The 17,815-nt window shown below is 66.9% G+C and carries 17 protein-coding genes; 9 read left to right on the plus strand and 8 right to left on the minus strand.

All coding sequences use genetic code 11. The features are described from left to right. Positions 1 to 23 precede the first annotated feature (23 nt). From OU994_RS13555 to OU994_RS13570, 4 genes are all read left to right on the plus strand, one after another. Entirely contained in the window at positions 24 to 2,681 is a 2,658-nt protein-coding gene (locus OU994_RS13555) for a family 20 glycosylhydrolase (RefSeq protein WP_281611176.1), read from the plus strand. 69 nt (positions 2,682 to 2,750) lie between these two features. Then, positions 2,751 to 4,178, plus strand: a complete 1,428-nt coding sequence (locus tag OU994_RS13560; protein ID WP_281611177.1) for an ABC transporter substrate-binding protein — start codon at positions 2,751 to 2,753, stop codon at positions 4,176 to 4,178. Continuing rightward, positions 4,147 to 4,857 carry a response regulator gene (locus tag OU994_RS13565; RefSeq protein WP_174800453.1) on the plus strand — a complete coding sequence of 237 codons (711 nt, stop codon included), beginning with the start codon at positions 4,147 to 4,149 and terminating at the stop codon, positions 4,855 to 4,857. The genes OU994_RS13560 and OU994_RS13565 overlap by 32 nt, the downstream gene beginning before the upstream one ends. Beyond that, the gene (locus tag OU994_RS13570) at positions 4,820 to 6,310 is read left to right on the plus strand and encodes a sensor histidine kinase (protein WP_373922591.1); all 1,491 of its coding nucleotides are present in this window, start codon (positions 4,820 to 4,822) and stop codon (positions 6,308 to 6,310) included. The genes OU994_RS13565 and OU994_RS13570 overlap by 38 nt, the downstream gene beginning before the upstream one ends. 83 nt (positions 6,311 to 6,393) lie before the next feature. On the opposite strand, the gene OU994_RS13575 is transcribed toward OU994_RS13570, so the two are convergent. Together OU994_RS13575 and OU994_RS13580 are read right to left on the minus strand one after the other, a co-directional pair. Further along, a complete protein-coding gene (locus OU994_RS13575; RefSeq protein ID WP_281611178.1) occupies positions 6,394 to 7,536 on the minus strand; it encodes a branched-chain amino acid ABC transporter substrate-binding protein in 1,143 nt (380 codons plus the stop codon). A gap of 95 nt (positions 7,537 to 7,631) precedes the next feature. Further along, complete coding sequence (locus OU994_RS13580) at positions 7,632 to 8,882, minus strand: acyltransferase family protein (RefSeq protein ID WP_281611179.1); 1,251 nt, start codon at positions 8,880 to 8,882, stop codon at positions 7,632 to 7,634. A 223-nt stretch (positions 8,883 to 9,105) separates the two neighbouring features. Between OU994_RS13580 and OU994_RS13585 the strand changes: the two genes are divergently transcribed. Next, positions 9,106 to 9,546: an FKBP-type peptidyl-prolyl cis-trans isomerase gene (locus tag OU994_RS13585; protein WP_281611180.1), complete on the plus strand. Its 441-nt coding sequence runs from the start codon at positions 9,106 to 9,108 to the stop codon at positions 9,544 to 9,546. A 5-nt stretch (positions 9,547 to 9,551) separates the two neighbouring features. Here the strand turns inward: OU994_RS13585 and OU994_RS13590 are convergent, their stop codons facing one another. From OU994_RS13590 to sdhC, 5 genes are all read right to left on the minus strand, one after another. Next, the gene (locus tag OU994_RS13590; RefSeq protein WP_281611181.1) at positions 9,552 to 11,189 is read right to left on the minus strand and encodes a diguanylate cyclase; all 1,638 of its coding nucleotides are present in this window, start codon (positions 11,187 to 11,189) and stop codon (positions 9,552 to 9,554) included. A gap of 167 nt (positions 11,190 to 11,356) precedes the next feature. Beyond that, complete coding sequence (locus tag OU994_RS13595; protein ID WP_281611182.1) at positions 11,357 to 12,067, minus strand: succinate dehydrogenase iron-sulfur subunit; 711 nt, start codon at positions 12,065 to 12,067, stop codon at positions 11,357 to 11,359. 13 nt (positions 12,068 to 12,080) lie between these two features. Further along, on the minus strand, positions 12,081 to 13,859 hold the full coding sequence (sdhA, locus tag OU994_RS13600; RefSeq protein WP_281611183.1) for a succinate dehydrogenase flavoprotein subunit: 1,779 nt from the start codon (positions 13,857 to 13,859) through the stop codon (positions 12,081 to 12,083). A gap of 3 nt (positions 13,860 to 13,862) precedes the next feature. Next, positions 13,863 to 14,225, minus strand: a complete 363-nt coding sequence (gene sdhD, locus OU994_RS13605) for a succinate dehydrogenase, hydrophobic membrane anchor protein (RefSeq protein ID WP_130184892.1) — start codon at positions 14,223 to 14,225, stop codon at positions 13,863 to 13,865. A 1-nt stretch (position 14,226) separates the two neighbouring features. Then, the gene (sdhC, locus tag OU994_RS13610; RefSeq protein WP_281611184.1) at positions 14,227 to 14,643 is read right to left on the minus strand and encodes a succinate dehydrogenase, cytochrome b556 subunit; all 417 of its coding nucleotides are present in this window, start codon (positions 14,641 to 14,643) and stop codon (positions 14,227 to 14,229) included. A 157-nt stretch (positions 14,644 to 14,800) separates the two neighbouring features. On the opposite strand from sdhC, the gene OU994_RS13615 reads away from it, so the two are divergent. The 4 genes from OU994_RS13615 (at position 14,801) to OU994_RS13630 (ending at position 17,104) form a co-directional block, all read left to right on the plus strand. Next, the gene (locus OU994_RS13615; protein ID WP_281611185.1) at positions 14,801 to 15,757 is read left to right on the plus strand and encodes a LysR family transcriptional regulator; all 957 of its coding nucleotides are present in this window, start codon (positions 14,801 to 14,803) and stop codon (positions 15,755 to 15,757) included. Then, entirely contained in the window at positions 15,754 to 16,182 is a 429-nt protein-coding gene (locus OU994_RS13620; RefSeq protein ID WP_281611186.1) for a hypothetical protein, read from the plus strand. The genes OU994_RS13615 and OU994_RS13620 overlap by 4 nt, the downstream gene beginning before the upstream one ends. 237 nt (positions 16,183 to 16,419) lie before the next feature. Continuing rightward, positions 16,420 to 16,770, plus strand: a complete 351-nt coding sequence (locus tag OU994_RS13625; RefSeq protein ID WP_281611187.1) for a hypothetical protein — start codon at positions 16,420 to 16,422, stop codon at positions 16,768 to 16,770. 61 nt (positions 16,771 to 16,831) lie between these two features. Then, on the plus strand, positions 16,832 to 17,104 hold the full coding sequence (locus tag OU994_RS13630; protein ID WP_281611188.1) for a hypothetical protein: 273 nt from the start codon (positions 16,832 to 16,834) through the stop codon (positions 17,102 to 17,104). A gap of 90 nt (positions 17,105 to 17,194) precedes the next feature. Here OU994_RS13630 and OU994_RS13635 read toward each other — a convergent pair whose 3' ends face one another. Continuing rightward, on the minus strand, positions 17,195 to 17,629 hold the full coding sequence (locus OU994_RS13635) for a hypothetical protein (protein ID WP_281611189.1): 435 nt from the start codon (positions 17,627 to 17,629) through the stop codon (positions 17,195 to 17,197). Positions 17,630 to 17,815: the final 186 nt, after the last annotated feature.

Below are 17,815 nucleotides of genomic sequence, written 5' to 3' on the forward strand. Positions count from 1 at the left end.
CATTTTTTGAATCGGGAGAGCTCTTGCGTACTTGGACATTGAATTCGGCACTGTATTCGACATTGAACCTCCATGGCAGCCGCGCCGCGGCGGGGCTGAGGATGCCGCCGCTGCGGTTGGTCGCTGTGCTCGTGGCGGCGATGGTGGCGGCAGGCGCGCCGGCCGCGGCACACCAGCACGGGCAGGGTGCACCTGCCGCCGCGGCAATGCGGGGCGACCGGCAGGCCGAACCGCCGGGCGTGGCCAGCGGTGCCAGGCTGCGCCTGCGCTGGGAACTGCAGCGCAGCGTGGCCGAGGCGGCGCCCGGCCGCACGCAGGGGCGCTTCATCCTGACCAATGACGACAGCCAGCCCCTGCCGCCAGCCGGCTGGTCGCTGTACTTCAATTCGATGGACAGCCTGGCGACCGGCGAACTGGCCGGCAGGCTGGTGCTGGAACAGGTGGCCGGCGGCCTGTGGCGCCTGCGCCCGGCGCCCGGGTTCGCGGGCCTGGCGGCGGGCCGGACGCTGGAGATCCCCTACCTGCACAACCAGGTCATGATCAAGCTGGCGCACGCGCCGGTCGGCCCCTACCTGGTGTACGACGCGGCGCCGGATACCGCCGTGGCCATCACGGATTTCCAGCACCTGCCGGTGACGCGGCCGGAGCAGCTCGACCGGCGCAGCGCCCCCGGGCATGCGCTGGTGACGCCGGCCGATACCTACCGGCGCAACCAGCGGGCCGACCTGCTGCCGGCAGCGGCGGTGCCGCCGGTGCTGCCGACCCCATTGCAGCTGCAGCCGGGCGGAGGCACGCTGGCGCTGGCCGGCCAGCCGGCGGTGACGGCGCCGGCTGCACTGGCCACCGAGGCGGTGCTGGCCCGGTCGCTGTTTCCGGCCAGCCTGCCGGCTGCCGGCGGCCCCGCCTTGCGGCTGTCGGTCGGCAGCGTGCCCGGCCAGTCGTCGCCGGAAGCGTATCGCCTGGCGATCGCCGCCGGCAGCGGCATCGACATCGTCGGCAACAGCGCGGCCGGCGTGGCCCATGGCCTGCAGACGCTGCGCGAGCTGCTGCCGCTGCCCGGTGCGGGCGCGCCGGCGCTGCCGGAGCTGACGATCGTCGATGCGCCCCGGTTCGGCTACCGCGGCTTCATGCTCGACGTGTCGCGCAACTTCCACGGCAAGGAAACCGTGTTCAAGTGGCTGGACCTGATGGCGCGCTTCAAGCTGAACAAGTTCCACTTCCACCTGACCGAGGATGAAGGCTGGCGCCTGGAAATCGCCGGCCTGCCGGAGCTGACGTCGATCGGCGCGGTGCGCGGCCACAGCGCGAAGCCGGGCGTGCGGCTGCAGCCGGCCTACGGCTCCGGTCCCGATCCGAAGGATGCCGGCGGCAGCGGCTTCTACAGCCGCGCCGACTACATCGAGATCCTGCGCTACGCGGCGGCGCGGCACATCGAGGTGATCCCGGAAATCGAGATGCCGGGCCATGCCCGCGCCGCCGTGCAGGCCATGGAGGCACGCTACCACCGCCTCAAGGCGGCCGGTGGCAGGGATGCGGCGAAGTACCTGCTGAAGGACTTCGCCGACCGCTCGGTGTACAAGTCGCCGCAGATGTACAACGACCATGTGATGGATCCGGGCCTGGAGTCGACGTACACCTTCATCGAGCACGTGGTGGCCGAGGTCGTGAAGCTGCACCGCGCCGCCGGCGTGCCGCTGCGAACGATCTACATGGGTGGCGACGAAGTGCCGGACGGCGCGTGGGAACGCTCGCCCGCCAGCCAGGCGCGCATGCGCAAGGCCGGGCTGGAAAGCACCGTCGACCTGTGGGACGATTTCTACGAGCGGGTCGACGGCATCCTCAAGAAGCACGGCCTGTTCACCTCCGGCTGGGAAGAGATCGCCGCCCGCAAGACCCTGCTCGATGGCAAGCCGAAGCTGGTTCCCAACCCGCGCTTCACGCGCCACGGCTTCACCGCCTACGTGTGGAACAACACCACCGGCGCCGAGGACCTGGCCTACCGGCTGGCCAACGCCGGCTACGACATCGTGCTGGCGCCGGTGACGAAGATGTACATGGACATGGCGCACAACGCCAATCCGGAAGAGCCGGGCGTGAACTGGGGCGCCTACGTGGAGCTCGACGACGTGTATGGCTTCATTCCGTTCGATTACCTGAAGAACGCCCCGGACGGAGCGGGCGCCGGGAAGGACCGCCTGACCGATGCCGGCAAGCGCCACGTGCGCGGCATCCAGGCCACGCTGTTCACGGAAACGGTGCGCGACCCGGCGCTGATCGATTACCTGGTGATGCCGCGCCTGGTAGCGGTGGCCGAACGGGCCTGGGCACCCGATCCGGCGTGGGCCACCGGCAGCGACGCCGCCCGGAACGAAGCGCTGTACCGCACCGCGTGGTCGGGCTTCGTCAACGCGCTGGGCCAGCGCGTGCTGCCGCGCCTCGACCTGGAAGGACGCGGCATCGCCTACCGGATCGCGCCGCCCGGCCTGCTGGTGGAGGGCGGCCGGGTGCTGGCCAACCACGTGCTGCCCGGGCTGGCGCTGCGCTATACGAGCGACGGCAGCGTTCCCACCGCGGCCAGCCGCATGGTGGCCGGCCCGATCGCGGAGCGGGGCACGATCCGCGTGGCCGCCTTCGACCGTAACGGCCGGGCCGGCGCCGTGGCCAGCGTCGACAATCCTTGAGCGCCGGCCGCGATGGGGTCCCCGCCGCGGAGTTCTTCGCTATAATCGATTTTTTCTGCGGGATAATGAGTGACAGCCTCGCGAGTGATAGCGTCGAACGAAACAGCTGCCGGCCGCCATGTCGATCGCTCGTCGCCGCGTCTTCGCACCCGCCGCGCGTTGCTTGCCGGCTTGCTGGCCACGGGCGCCGCACGCGCCATCGGCGCACCGTCTCCTTCCATCGGCGCTCCATCCCCTTCCACCGGCGCGCCGGCGCCTTCGGCCACGCCACCGTCCGGCCTGCAGGTACTGCACTGGTGGACCTCGGCCAGCGAGCGCAAGGCGGCCGACCTGCTGGCCGCGCGCGTGGCCGAGGAGCAGATCGGCTGGCGCGACGTGGCCATTCCCGGCGGTGCCGGGCTGGGCGCCGGCAAGGTGCTGAAGGGCAGGGTGCTGGCCGGCGATGCGCCCGAAGTCACGCAGATCATCGGTGTCTCGATCGCCGAATGGGCCGACATGGGCCTGCTGCTCGAACTCGACAACGTGGCCGCGGCCGGCGCCTGGCGCGGCGCGCTGTTCCCCACCGTGGCCGACCTGATCCAGCATCGCCAGCACGTGGTCGCCGCGCCGCTGGGCATCCACCGTGTCAATACGCTGTTCTACCACCGCGCGCTGTTTGCCCGGCTCGGGCTGGCGCCGCCGCGCACCTGGCGCGAGTTCGAGGCGGCGGCGCAGCGCCTGCGCGCGGCCGGCGTGGCGCCCCTGGCCCAGAGCAGCGAGGCGTGGCAGGTGGCGGCGCTGTTTGAAAACCTGGTGCTGGCCGCAAGCGGCCCGGCGTTCTACCGCGACCTGTTCGTGCAGCGCAGCCCCGTTGCGGCGGCGGACCGGCGCACGGCCGAGGCGCTGCTGCGCCTGCGCGCGGTGAAAGGCTGGCTGCGCGGCCGGCTCGACGAACGGCCGTGGACCGACGTGGTGCGCCAGTTCGCGCGCGGCCAGGCCGGCATGATGATCATGGGCGACTGGGCCAAGGCCGAGCTGGCGGTGCACGATGCCGCGCTGGAGCGCGACTATGGCTGCGCGGCGGCACCCGGCACGGGCGGCTACCACCTGTACAGCGTCGATACGCTGGCCATGTTCGCCGGCGACTACCGCCACATGGCGGCCCAGGAAAAGATGGCGCGCCTGCTGATGACGCCCGCGCTGCAGCTGGACTTCAATGCGCTGAAGGGCGGCGTGCCGGTGCGCAGCGATGCCAACCCGGCGCGCATGGACAGCTGCGCGCGCGCCTCGTGGACCACGTTCGCGCGCGGCGCCGCGGTGCAGGCGCCCAGCCTGGTGCACCGCATGGCCACCGACGAGGCCAGCCGCGACGCCATCATCGCCGAGGTGCACCGTTTCTTCCTCGACGACCGGGTGCCGCCGGCGCAGGCCCAGCGCCGCCTGGCCGCCCTGTTCAGACTGTTCAACCTCAAACCTCACGGAGTGGCTGGTGCGCAAGATCCTGATCGTGGACGATGACCAGAAAACCCGGGTCCTGCTGAAAGCGTACCTGGAAAAGAACCAGTATGAAGTGCTGCTGGCGCACGATGGCGAAAGCTTCCTGGCCGAGCTGCAGGCGCATGTGGACACGCTGTCGCTGGTGATCCTGGACGTGATGCTGCCGGACACCGATGGCTTCGTGCTGTGCCGGCAGGTGCGCCAGCGCTCCAACGTGCCGATCATCATGCTGACGGCCAGTTCCGACGAGACCGACCGGATCGTCGGCCTGGAACTGGGCGCCGACGACTACATCGCCAAGCCGTACAGCCCGCGCGAACTGCTGGCGCGCATCAAGGCGATCCTGCGCCGCACCGCGCTGGAAGCGCCGGCGGCGCGCTACTACCGCTTCGTCGGCTTCACGCTCGACCTCATGGAGCGCAAGGTCACTGACAGCGAGGGTACCCAGGTGGCGCTGACGGGACTCGACTTCCAGCTCCTCAAGTACTTCGTCGAGCACCCCGGCATCATCCTCGACCGCAGCCTGCTGTGCGAGGAAACCCGCGGCCGCGATGCGGGGCCGCTGGACCGCTCGCTGGACGTGCAGATCAGCCGCCTGCGCCTGCGCCTGAACGACGACGGCAAGCAGCCGGCGCTGATCAAGACCGTGCGCGGGGCCGGCTATGTGTTCTCCGCCGACGTCAGCGTGTCGAGTGCGTAGCGGCTGGCCTGCCCGCCTGTGGCCGGCCTCGCTGCTGGGCCGCCTGACGCTGGTGATGGTGGCAGGGCGGCTGGTGACCCAGCTGGCGGCCAGCGCCATCTGGGACAGCCAGCTGCGCGCCAAGGCGCAGGTGGAAGCCCAGTCGGCGGCGCGCTACGTGGCGCACGGCGCGGCCGGCGCGATCCGCTTCTTCCGCAGCCTGCCGCCGGCCTACCGCCTGCTGATCATCCAGCAGCTGCGCGAGATGGGCGGCACGCGCTTCTTCGTCAACCTGAACCATGCCTACGTGCCGGTCGAGGCGATCGCCGGCCAGCCGCTGGCGGACAGCGTGATCGCCACGGTCGGCGCCCCGCTGCGCCAGGACTTGCCGAACTCGCCGGGCTTCCGGCTGGCGTTCGCGTGGCCGGACCGGCTGGCCGTGGCGGAACACGACGTGCGGCTGGACGACCTGCCGAACGCCTGGGTGCAGCACGTGCTGCTGCTGCAGCCCGACCCGGCGCCGATCCTCGTGATCCAGACCGAGATCGAGCCGGGCAACTGGCTCTACATGGCCGCGCTGATGCCGAATCCGTACTTCCTGAACACCAGCGATCCGTTCGCGTGGGACCGGCTGATGCCGCAGGCGCTGTCGCTGGCCGTGGTGCTGCTGCTTTGCCTGCTGGTGGTGCGCTCGATCACGCGGCCGCTGGCGGCCCTGTCCGACGCCGCCGCCGCGCTGGGCCAGGGCCACGACGAGGAAGCCAGGCCGCTGCCGGAGACGGGCAGCCGGGAATTCATCAATACCGCGCGGGCCTTCAGCGCGATGCGCGAACGGATCGGCCGCTACATCGACGACCGTGAACGGCTGTTCATCTCCATCTCGCACGACCTGCGCACGCCGATCACGCGGCTCAAGCTGCGCTCCGAACTGCTCGACGACGAAGCGCTGCGCAATGAATTCGAGGAAGACCTCGACGAGCTGGACATGATGGTCAAGGGTGCGCTGCAGTGCGTGAAGGATAGCGATATCCATGAAAACCCCGCCGAGATCCGGCTCGATGCGCTGCTGGGCCGGCTGGTGCGAAGCGCGCAGCTGGCCGGCCACGCGGTGGCCTTTTCTCCGGCCGGCATCACGGTGCGGGGCAAGCCGCTGGCGCTCAAGCGCGCGCTCGGCAACTTGCTGGACAACGCGCTGTTCTATGGTGCGCGCGCCGAGATCGGCGTGGCCGAGGAGCCGGGCAGCGTGGTGATTTCCGTGCGCGACCACGGGCCCGGGGTGCCGGAAGACGCGCTGCCCCGGCTGTTCGACCCGTACGTGCGGCTGGCCCACGGCCGCGAGCAGAACGACGGCGGCATGGGGTTAGGGCTGGGCATCGCGCGCGGCATCATCGAGGCGCACGGCGGGCGGCTGGAACTGGCCAACCATCCGGAGGGCGGACTGGATGCGCGCGTGCGGCTGCCTGCGTCCGGGTGACGGCGCCGGCGCAATGGCGTCGATGCAATGGCGTCGATGCATTGGCGCCGACATAGCGGCAGCGACACGGCGGCCGGCCTTGCTCAGCGCCCCCGCACCACCTGCAGCTTGACCTTGCGCCCCTGACGGTAGGTGAACATCGTCATCGCCGCATTGCGCAGGTCGCCCCTGGCGTCGAATGCGATCGACCCCGTGACGCCTTCATGGCGCACCTTCGCCAGCGCGGGCAGGTAGCGGGCCGGCGCGGTCGATTGCGCCGCCTGCATGGCGGCGGCCAGCACCATCACGGCGTCGTAGGCGTACGGCGCATAGCTTTCCACGGGCAGGGCGAAGCGCGCACGGTAGCGCTCCGTGAAGGCCGCATGGCTGGCTTCCTGCGGGCCGTCGATGCCGCCGGCCACCACGCAGATCACCTTGCCGTCGCCCAGCGCGTCGCCGGCCAGCAGCGGCAGGCGTTCCGAGCAGATCCCGTCGCCGGACACCAGCCGCGCATCGATGCCCAGCGTCTTCATCTGCTTGAGCATCGGGCCGGCCACCGCTTCCATGCCGCCATAGAAGATCACGTCCGGCTTCTTCGCGCGGATCTGCGTGAGGATCGCGCTGAAGTCCACCGCCTTGTCGTTGGTGAACTGCCGGCTGACGATCGCCTCGTTGCCGGCGATGGCGCGCACGCCCCTGGCGAATTCGTCCGCCAGGCCCTGGCCGAACGCCGTGCGGTCGTCGATGATGGCGATCCGCTGCGCCTTCAGCGCCTTCGCCGTGTACGTGGCCAGCGTGCGCCCGATCAGCCGGTCGTTGGCGACCACGCGGAACGCGGTCTTGAAACCCTGCTGCGTGTAGCCCGGCGTGGTGGCCGCGGGTGAAATCTGCGGGATGCCTGCGGCGGCATAGATTTTCGACGCCGGCACGGTGGTGCCGGAATTGAGATGCCCGACCACGCCGGCCACGCGCGCATCGACCAGCTTCTGCGCGACGGCCGTACCGGACTTCGGGTCGGCGGCATCGTCTTCGGCCAGCAGCTGCCACTGCACTTTCTGGCCGCCGATGACGATGCCTTTCGCGTTCAGGTCGTCGATCGCCAGCTGCGCGCCGTTCTCGATATCCTTGCCCTGGTGCGCGCCGGGGCCGGACAGCGGCGACGCGCTGCCGATCTTCACGACGGTTTGGGCGGAAGCGCTGGCGCCGAGCAGCAGGGCGGCGGCGGCGATGGCGGCACGGGGCGGCATACGGGCTCTCGATAGGGAAAGCGCCGATTGTAATGTCGAGCCGGCGGGCGTGGCGCGCGCCAACGCCGCCCGGGGCGCCGGGGTTACGCGGCGCGCTATTTCGCGGGGCGGCCGTCGGGACTGGGTCGAAGGCCGGCGGCCACCCTGGCTCGCGCCGGGCCCGCCGGCGAAATGCCGAACAGCGGCCGCAGGGCCGGCACTGGCCGCACGGCCTCGAAGGCGGCGAGGCTGCCGGCAAAGGTGAGGATGACGACGACGACCGCTTCCGTGAACGGCGCGATGTGCAACGGTTTCAGCGCCGTCGCCACGACCACGATCAGGGTCTGGTGGACGAGGTAGACACAGAACACCGCTTCAGTGAGGTAGCGGCGCGCGCCGGCATCGACGTTCAGGTGCCGGTAGCCGAAACCGCATACGGCCATGATGGCGCACCATTGCAGCGTGCTGCGCACGGCCGCCGTCACGAGCGCGAGGTGTTGGCCGGGCTGCTCGTGTCCCGGCACCGCGTGCAGGCACACGAGCAGGGCCCAGCTGCCCAGCGCCAGGGCCAGCGCATGGAAGCGCAGGCGTGCCACCTCGGCCCAGAATCGGTGCTGCCGCGCCAGCAGCAAGCCGGCCAGGAACATCGGAAAGTACACGGCGTGGTTGTACCAGTCGTCGACCAGCGCGTAAGTGGTGGGGAAGCGCGGACTCAGGACCGCGCGCGCCACCGCCAGGGCAGCCACCGGCAGCAGTATCGCGCGCCAACCCGCCAGCAGGCCGGTCAGCCAGTCGGCGGCGCCGGCCAGGCGCCGCCGGCCGGCGATCGCAAGGACGAACGACAGCACCAGCGTATAAACCCACAGGTAGGCGACGAACCACAGGTGGTTCCAGGCCGGCAGCACCAGGCAATGCCCGCCAGCGCAGAAGCCGGGGTCGCCCGACAGGTAGCGCTGCAGGAACGCCCCGTAGCTTTCCTGGTAGCCCATCTTTTCGGCCACCTCGCAGAACGCCTGTGGCGGAACGATGACCAGCATGCCGAATGCCAGCGGCACCAGCAGGCGCATGCTGCGCTCGCGCAGGAATCCCGTGTCGGACGCCTTGCCCAGCAAAAGGGCCGACGCCGCGCCGCTGACCAGGAACAGCAGCGACATGCGCCACGGTGACGTCAGCAGCAGCAGCGGCTCGACCGCCGCGCCGGCATGCACGCTTTTCACGTGCCATTCCCAGGGGCCGTAGTACAGCCCCATATGGAAGCAGACCAGTACGCAGACCGCGCCGATGCGGATCCAGTCGAGGAAATACAGCCGCTGGCTGGCGGCGGGGCCGGCCGGTTCCGGCAGGCTGGCGTGCATCGGGTAGCCCATCGCGCCTCCATCGTGCAATGGTTGGTGTGTTCCCCAGCTTAATCGCGTGACCCGCCAGTGCAAGGCACGAGAAGAACTTGCGACAAGTGGTGACACTTCGAGATACGCGGTGCAGCGCAGGTGTTGGTACGGCACAGGTGCTGGGACGGCGCAGGTGTTGGCACGGCGCCGGCCTCCCTGTATGCTGCGGCGGCATCATGTACAACCCATCACGAAAGAATCCATGAAACAGCTGCTTTCCTCCTGCGCCCTCGGCCTGGCACTGGCCTTCACGCTTGCCGCCTGCGACCGTGCCAAGACCCCGCCGCCGGCCGCCGCCGCCCCTGTCGCGTTCCAGAAGATCGATCACCCGGCCGGCACCGGCAAGGAAGCGGTCGCCGGCAGCACGGCCGTCGTCAACTACACGGGCTGGCTGCACGTGCCGGGCGCACCCGAGCAGCGCGGCGAGCAGTTCGATTCCTCGGTCGGGCGCGACCCGTTCAGCTTCCGGCTGGGCGCCGGCCAGGTGATCCAGGGCTGGGACGAAGGCGTGCAGGGCATGAAGGTGGGCGGCAAGCGCACCCTGATCGTGCCGGCCGCCATGGGCTACGGCGCGGGAGGCGCCGGCCCGATCCCGCCGAACGCCAACCTGATCTTCGAAGTGGAATTGCTGGACGTGCGCTGAAGCGTTCAGCGGGCCGCGGCATTGGCGGCGGCCGCACCGGTGCCCGCTGCACTACTTCCCGACTCTCCGCGCACCTGGTTGCGGCCGGCCTGCTTGGCGTCATACAGGTGCCGGTCCGCGCTGCCGATCAGCTCTGACGCCGCGGCGGCACCGGTGGCGTTGCCGCCCTTGCCCGGGTAGAGCGTTGCCACGCCCAGGCTTGCGGTGACGACGTGCCCTGGTGAATGCTCGTGCGGGATGCCCAGCGCCATGATGCCGGCCCGGACCTGTTCGGCGACGGCCATTGCGCCGTCCTCGCCGGTGTTCGGCATGATTACGGCGAATTCCTCACCGCCGTAGCGCGCGGCGACGTCGCCGGCGCGAAGGATCCGGTCCGACAGCACGCCGGCCGCGCGCTGCAGGCACTCGTCGCCCGCCAGGTGGCCATAGCGGTCGTTGAACTGCTTGAAGAAGTCCAGGTCCAGCATGATCAGCGACAGGGGCGTGCGGCCGCGCTGCGCCCGCCGCAGTTCCTTGTCGAGCACTTCGTCGAAGCGGCGCCGGTTTGCCAGCTGGGTGAGCTGGTCCGTGTGAGCCAGCATGCGCAGGTCGACGTTGCGCTTTTCCAGTTCGCCGGAGTACAGCCGCAGCTGCGCATCGAGCCGGTCGCGGATGGCGATCTGGCGCACCAGCTTCGTCGCGAACGTGGCCAGCATCGCACTGATGAGCAGGACCGCCACGCCGATCAGCATGCTGGAGCGCTTCCAGTCGCCCAGCAGTTCGGCCTTGGTCTGGCCGACCGACACGAGGAATGGGAAGTTTTGCAGGCGCCGGTAGCTGTACAGCCGTTCCACCTTGTCCACCTTGGCGACGAGGAAGGTGGACCCGACCGGCCTTTTCCGCAATTCCTTGAAGATGTTGCCGTTCGATAGGTCCGTGCCGATCAGCTTTTCGTCGAACGGCCGGCGGTAGATCACCGTGCCGTCGTACAGCATCAGCAGCACGACACCGGTCCGGCCGATGTCCAGCTCATCGTAGATGCGTTCGAAGAAGTTCAGCCGCAGCGTGACGAGCGCCACGCCCATGAAGGTGCCGTCGGCGGCGTAGATGCCGCGCGACACGGGGATGATCCAGACCCCCGTCGACTTGCTCTTGACGGGCGCGGCGATATGGATTCCCTCGTCCTGGTGGGTGCGGTGATACTGGAAGTAGGCGCGGTCGGCGTTGTTGCCCTGGACCTCGCGGCCCAGCGACGTGGCCAGCCAGGAGCCGTCCGGCCCATACAGGAACATGCCGTACAGCTCGGGCGTGACCTTGGCCAGCTCGCCGAGGTGGGTCCTCAGCCGCTCGCGCGCCGCCTCGCCGGTGCCTTCGTGCTTGGCGCGTTCGGCCATGTCGGACAGCGCCATGCTGGCCGTCTTCATCGCCGATTCCACCTGGGCGCCGACCATCCGTGCCACGTTCGACGTGGCGACCCGGGTCTGCTGGATCTGCGCCTGCCTGGCGCTCCACATGAACCAGGCGGAAAAGCCGGCGAGGGCGAGGCAGGCCAGCACCGTCACCACGATCACGAGGCGAATGACGGGGTGGCGCCACAGGGCGGGCAGGCTGGCATGGCTGTCCGCGTCGAAAGGCGCTGCCGGGTTATCCGGGGTAGGACTCAAGAGTGGCTTCCCTTGGTGAAGTGAGAGCTTGCTGGCTTGGCGAATTGTGCCATCGCGCGGGCGGGACTGTCGCAACGTGCGGAGAAACGTGCGGAGAAACGCCGGGCAGTGCCATGTGCGAAAAAAAACGCCCGGCAGGCCGGGCGCTTTCGGGACGGGAACGCGGATCAGATCGCGCGGCGGACCATCAGTTCCTTGATCTTGCCGATCGCCTTGTTCGGGTTCAGGCCCTTCGGGCAGACGTCGACGCAATTCATGATCGAGTGGCAGCGGAACAGGCGGTACGGGTCTTCCAGGTTGTCCAGGCGCTGGCCGGTCGCTTCGTCGCGCGAATCGGCGATGAAGCGGTAAGCCTGCAGCAGGCCGGCCGGGCCGACGAACTTGTCCGGGTTCCACCAGAACGACGGGCACGACGTCGAGCAGCACGCGCACAGGATGCATTCGTACAGGCCGTCGAGCTCTTCGCGCTCGGCCGGGGTCTGCAGGCGCTCCTTCTCCGGCGGGATCGAATCGTTGATCAGGAATGGCTTGATCGATTCATACTGCTTGAAGAACTGCGTCATGTCGACGATCAGGTCGCGGATCACCGGCAGGCCCGGCAGCGGGCGCAGGATGATCGGTTCGGACAGTTCGTTCAGGTTCGTCGTGCAGGCCAGGCGGTTCTTGCCGTTGACGTTCATCGCGTCCGAACCGCACACGCCTTCGCGGCACGAGCGGCGCAGGGCCAGCGAATCGTCCACGTCGGACTTGATGCGCTGCAGCGCGTCCAGCAGCATCTTGTCGGTATCCTTCAGCTCGACCGTCAGGTCTTGCATGTAGGGCTTCTCGTCCTTGTCCGGATCGTAGCGGTAGATCTTGAATTTCAGGGTGCGTGCCATGTTTGTCGAGGCCTTAGAAAGTGCGTGCTTTGGGCTTGAAGGTTTCCACCGTCAGCGGCTTGGTGACGACCGGCTTGTACTCCAGGCGGTTGCCTTCGGAGAACCACAGCGTGTGCTTCATCCAGTTGTCGTCGTCGCGGTTCGGGAAGTCGCTGTGCGCATGCGCGCCGCGCGATTCCTTGCGGGCCACCGCCGAGGTAATGGTCGCCTTGGCCGTTTCGATCAGGTTGTCCAGTTCCAGCGCTTCCACGCGGGCGGTGTTGAAGACCTTCGACTTGTCCTTGAACGAGACGTGCTTGCGGCGCTCGTCGAGCTTCATGATCTCGTCGAAGCCGGCCTTCAGCAGGTCGTCGGTACGGAACACGCCGCAGTACTTTTGCATCGTGGCGCGGATGTCGTTGGCCACGCCCTGCACCTTCTCGGAACCGGTCGAGGTTTCCAGGCGGTTCAGGCGGTCCATGGCGTAATCCGATGCATCCTTCGGCAGGTCCTTGTGTTCCTTGGCCTTCAGGTTCGACGCCACCACATGGTTGCCGGCCGCGCGGCCGAACACCACCAGGTCGAGCAGCGAGTTGGTGCCCAGGCGGTTCGCGCCGTGCACGGACACGCAGGCGCATTCGCCGATCGCATACAAACCGTTGACGATTTTTTGCGAACCGTCGGCGGTCGGCGCCACGACCTGGCCGTGGATGTTGGTCGGGATGCCGCCCATCTGGTAGTGGATCGTCGGCACGACCGGGATCGGTTCCTTGGTCGCGTCCACGTTGGCGAACTTGTGGCCGATTTCCAGGATCGACGGCAGGCGCTTCTCGATGGTTTCCTTGCCGATGTGGCGCAGATCGAGCAGCACGTGGTCCTTGTTCGGGCCCACGCCGCGGCCTTCCTTGATTTCCTGGTCCATCGAGCGCGACACGAAGTCGCGCGGCGCCAGGTCCTTCAAGGTCGGCGCATAGCGTTCCATGAAGCGCTCGCCCTGCGAGTTGATCAGGATGCCGCCTTCGCCGCGCACGCCTTCGGTGATCAGGACGCCCGCGCCGGCCACGCCGGTCGGGTGGAACTGCCAGAATTCCATGTCCTGCAGCGGCAGGCCGGCGCGTGCCGCCATGCCCATGCCGTCGCCGGTGTTGATGAACGCGTTGGTCGACGCGGCGAAGATCCGGCCGGCACCGCCGGTGGCGAAGATCGTCGTCTTCGCCTGCAGGATCATCACGTCGCCGGTTTCCATTTCCAGCGCGACCACGCCGATCACGTCGCCTTCGCTGTCGCGGATCAGGTCCAGCGCCATCCATTCGACGAAGAAGTGGGTGCGGGCACGGACGTTACGCTGGTACAGCGTGTGGAGCAGCGCGTGGCCGGTACGGTCGGCCGCGGCGCAGGCGCGCTGCACGGCCTTCTCGCCGAAGTTGGCGGTATGGCCGCCGAACGGGCGCTGGTAGATCGTGCCGTCGGGATTGCGGTCGAACGGCATGCCGAAGTGTTCCAGCTCGTACACGACCTTCGGCGCCTCGCGGCACATGAATTCGATGGCATCCTGGTCACCCAGGTAGTCGCCGCCCTTGACGGTGTCGAACATGTGCCAGAACCAGTTGTCTTCGGCCATGTTGCCCAGCGAAGCGCCGATGCCGCCCTGTGCCGCGACGGTGTGCGAGCGGGTCGGGAACACTTTCGACAGCACGGCCACGTTCAGGCCCGCTTCAGCCAGTTGCAGGGAGGCGCGCATGCCGGAACCGCCGGCGCCAACGATCACCGCGTCGAAGCGGCGTACGGGAATGGAGGATTTGATTGCTGCCACGATTTACACACTCCAGAGAATCTGCACCGACCACACGGCGCACGCGATCAGCCACATGGCCGACGCGGTTTGAATGAGGAAGCGAACACCGACGTTCTTGATGTAGTCCTGGTAGACGGAAACGACGCCGACCCAGGCGTGATAGAACAGGCCGATCAGGGTGGCCAGCGTGAACAGCTTGAACCAGGTCTGCGCGAACAGGCCGGCCCAGCCTTCATACGAGAAGTTGTTCCCGGTGAGGAAAGCGGCCAGCAGCACGACGGTGTACACCACCATCACGATGGCGGTGGCGCGCTGCGCGAGGAACTCGCCCAGGCCGTAATGGGCGCCGACGACGAGGCGCTTCGGTCCGATATTGTTTTTCATCTCAGAACACTCCGAACAGTTTCAGGGCGACCAGGAAGGTCACCGCCAGGCTGATGACCAGCACGGCCACCGACGTCTTGCGGGCCGAATCCTTGTCCAGGCCGATGTGGGTATCCATCACCAGGTGGCGGATGCCGGCGCAGAAGTGGTGCATGTAGCCCCACACCAGGCCCAGGATCACGAGCTTGCTGAACGGGTGCTGGGCGATGCCCTGGAAGTGCGCGAACGAAATCTCGGAGCGGATGGATTCCTGCAGCAGGTACAGGATGAAGGGGAGCAGCACGAACAGCAGCATGCCGCTGATACGGTGCAGGATCGATACGATTGCCGAGAACGGCATCCGGTAATTCGACAGCTCTGTCACGTGGATGTTGCGGAACTCTCGTCGCGCTTTTCTCTGGGTTTCTTGTACAGCCATTGGAGACCTCTCACCTGGTTATTAATCCCGCGCGTGACCATGCCCATGGTCAACGCAGGTTGCAAGGCGTGGATTATCGTGAAATGCCGCTATACTGTCCAATATATGAAACGTTTAGAATCCAGATGATAGTCAGATACCGGATCGGAAAATTGTCATGGAATTAAGACGACTCCGCTACTTCGTGGCCGTGGCCGAGGAGGGTAACGTGACCCGGGCCGCGGAACGCCTGGGCATCGGCCAACCCCCGCTGAGCCAGCAGATCCTCACGCTGGAGCGGGAACTGGACGTGCCGCTGTTCCATCGCACCGGCCATGGCATGTCGCTCACCGAAGCCGGCAAGGCCCTGATGGCCGACGCGAAACGGCTGCTGAACGATGCGCAAAGTGCTGTTGCAAATGCGCAACGCGCGGGCCGGGGCGAAACGGGCCACGTTCACCTTGGCTTGACGGCGTCCGCGGCGTTTCACCCGATCGTACGCGCGCTGATCCGGGCCTTCCGGGCCACCTATCCCGGCGTCGCGCTGACCTTGACCGAAGGCACCACGACCCAGTTGCTGGCCTTGCTGGAAGAGGGCCGGCTCGACCTGGCACTGATGCGCCCCGGCACCCACTCGTTCGCCGGCATCGCGCTGTACCAGATCGCCAGCGAACCCATGAAGGTGGTGCTGCCGGCGGGCCACCGGCTGGCGAAGAGCCGCCGCATTCCGCTGACGGCGCTGGCCGGCGAAGCCTTCGTACTGATTCCCCGCGAGGAAAGCCCGATGCTGCACGACGAAATCCTGAATGCCTGCCGGCTGGCCGGCTTCGAGCCGGTGCCGGGCCAGCAGGCGCCGCAGCTGTCGTCGGTCGTCAACCTGGTCTCCGCCGAATTCGGCGTCTCGATCGTGCCTGCTTCCGTGAGCCAGATCCGTGCCGAAGGCGTGGTCTATGTGGACATCGCCGACGTGAAGGTCGTGACCAACCTCGCCCTGGCCTCGCGCGATGCCGAACCATCGGCGAAGGTGGCCAATTTCCTCGCGCTGGCCGACCAGGCGAGGTCGGCCGCGTCGGCGGGGGCGGGCAGCCATGCGGGGAAACGGCGCGGCAAGGCGACCAACGGAGGGCCGGCATGATCGACATCGGACAAGTGGCGCGCGCGTTGTGCGTGGCCCTGGTATGCGCGGCATTGCCCGCCGGCGCCGCGCCGGCCCAGGGAAAACTGCAAACCGGTACCATCGGCACGGTGACCTATGCCAGCGGCGGGAGCTCGGTGGACGAACGCGCCGCGCTGGAAACGATGCGGGCCGCGTTCAACCTGCGGCTGGCCTTCGCCGTGCACGACACCGGCGCCAAGCTGGGCAATGTCGCGCTGGTGGTCGAGGACGTGCGGCAGGGTCCTGTCTTCAAGCTGGCCGGCAGTGGGCCGCTGGTGTACCTCAAGCTGCCGCCAGGCACCTATACGGTGTCCGCCACGTCGAAGGGCGTCGAGCAGCGGCGCCGGGTCACGCTGGACCGTTTTGGCGACGCGCGCGAATTGTTCATTTATTGGGTGCCGTGACGGAAGTACTGTCGCGGGATCAGGACATTTCGTGCGGCGCGATCGTTCAGCGTGCTGGTGCGTGGAATGATGGCGTATCAGCGGTTCAGAATCACCGTGGAGCCATGATGGTCTGCCACGCCACTTCAGATATCCTCAGGCCGCAAGTCACCTTAATATCAGATCATGGAAGTTAAAATATCGCGCGACAGGTATGACGGGAGCCCTGCAATATCCTGTCTGGTGGCCGCTAACGTTATGACCCTCGAAGGTAGCCCTTGTATTCAGGTACCTCTGGCGCACGACGGCGAGTTTGTGATCTATTTCGCGGGCGACGCGATGAAAGTCGATGAGTCTGTGCTGCAGTCGGCAAGAAGCCTGCTGCAGGCGCTGGGTGATCTCGACAATAAGGTGCAGGAGGCTTGTGCTGCTGAATGTAGAAAATCTGGGCTGCATCCACGGTACTTCGAAGGTGAGCTGGCTTATATTACGATGTCCGGCGGATCCGCTTTACTTCATTACTTTGGTATCAAGGTCAACTCCGAATGGGATGAACGTGTGAAACTGGAGAGCGATGAATGGAGGCATGTAGCGACGACTGTGGAGTAATAGTATTTGCGTACTTCGTGGCGCAAACGGCCCTCATGCTGGACTAGTATCGAAAATGCTGATGAAACGGATTCTTCCACACATTGACATCGGATTGGGCGAAGGCAACCGATGCGTCCTCGTCATCGAGGACTATGAACTGTTCGATGTCATTTCCGATTATCTCGGCGATGAATGTGACTTGCCGCATGAGTATCAATCGTCGGAACAGCGACCGGGCGGTGAGATTATCACGATGTATTTTCCTGAGTCGGTCGAAGCCGCAGCCGTCGAAGAGTGCCTGTCTAGGCTGTCTCCCGCCGACATCGAGCGGATTTACCGCCTCAACAATTAGATCCTGTGGCTGGCCGTCCGCAACGGAGCGGCAACGGCCGGCCGTGACAAGCGCCTGATGGCCCAGGCCATATCCAGGCTGAAAGGTATTTCAGCCGCCTCCCGTGCAATGCTGTGGTACTTCTTTCGCCAGTTTCATGATGTCCAGCGCCACCCATGCGCCGCCGACTTTCTGCTCGAACTTGTCGAAGCTGTAGACAAACATGGAATCTCCGTTCGCAAAGAACGCCGGGCAACCGTAACGGTCACGCGCGATATGGCCTTCAATCATCTTGTCCGGCCATTCCTTGTCGGGATATTTCGGGTGGGCGCGCGCTTCGACCCGAGCCTGCCCGAATACGGGATCGTCAGGGCTGGAGGATGTCGATTTGCCGGAGTTCCCGAAACCCGGAGCCCGCAGGCCGGCGATCGCACCAGCCGCCTTGCCCAGGTTGGAAAGGCCTTCGGTCAGGCTTTGTGCTTGTACTGCATGTTGGGTGGCGCCGGTAATAATCAGTGCCACCAAAAGCGATTTCGTCATTTTCATCGATACCTTCGAGAGATTCCAGATCACGCGGAGCAGAAGCCGCGGGCCGGACGTACGGCAGCTTGGCCGCAGTCTGCTCAGGCGTGTAGCGCTGTCGAGTATGCCGTCCTGTCCGCGCACTGTCTGTCAAACTTTGTATTCAGATGTCTGGAATTTTCGATGTCGACGGACGATTCCAGATCGTCG

Origin of the sequence: Pseudoduganella sp. SL102 (genome assembly GCF_027856995.1) — a bacterium.
Classification (GTDB): Bacteria; Pseudomonadota; Gammaproteobacteria; order Burkholderiales; family Burkholderiaceae_D; genus Rugamonas; species Rugamonas albidiflava.

Excerpts from the sequence above, each read along its gene's own strand:
- OU994_RS13570 (WP_373922591.1), top strand. The coding sequence starts at position 4,820 with ATGTGTTCTCCGCCGACGTCAGCGTGTCGAGTGCGTAGCGGCTGGCCT.
- OU994_RS13575 (WP_281611178.1), bottom strand. The coding sequence starts at position 7,536 with ATGCCGCCCCGTGCCGCCATCGCCGCCGCCGCCCTGCTGCTCGGCGCC.
- OU994_RS13580 (WP_281611179.1), bottom strand. The coding sequence starts at position 8,882 with ATGGGCTACCCGATGCACGCCAGCCTGCCGGAACCGGCCGGCCCCGCC.
- OU994_RS13585 (WP_281611180.1), top strand. The coding sequence starts at position 9,106 with ATGAAACAGCTGCTTTCCTCCTGCGCCCTCGGCCTGGCACTGGCCTTC.
- OU994_RS13595 (WP_281611182.1), bottom strand. The coding sequence starts at position 12,067 with ATGGCACGCACCCTGAAATTCAAGATCTACCGCTACGATCCGGACAAG.
- sdhD (WP_130184892.1), bottom strand. The coding sequence starts at position 14,225 with ATGAAAAACAATATCGGACCGAAGCGCCTCGTCGTCGGCGCCCATTAC.
- sdhC (WP_281611184.1), bottom strand. The coding sequence starts at position 14,643 with ATGGCTGTACAAGAAACCCAGAGAAAAGCGCGACGAGAGTTCCGCAAC.
- OU994_RS13615 (WP_281611185.1), top strand. The coding sequence starts at position 14,801 with ATGGAATTAAGACGACTCCGCTACTTCGTGGCCGTGGCCGAGGAGGGT.
- OU994_RS13620 (WP_281611186.1), top strand. The coding sequence starts at position 15,754 with ATGATCGACATCGGACAAGTGGCGCGCGCGTTGTGCGTGGCCCTGGTA.
- OU994_RS13625 (WP_281611187.1), top strand. The coding sequence starts at position 16,420 with ATGACCCTCGAAGGTAGCCCTTGTATTCAGGTACCTCTGGCGCACGAC.
- OU994_RS13630 (WP_281611188.1), top strand. The coding sequence starts at position 16,832 with ATGAAACGGATTCTTCCACACATTGACATCGGATTGGGCGAAGGCAAC.
- OU994_RS13635 (WP_281611189.1), bottom strand. The coding sequence starts at position 17,629 with ATGAAAATGACGAAATCGCTTTTGGTGGCACTGATTATTACCGGCGCC.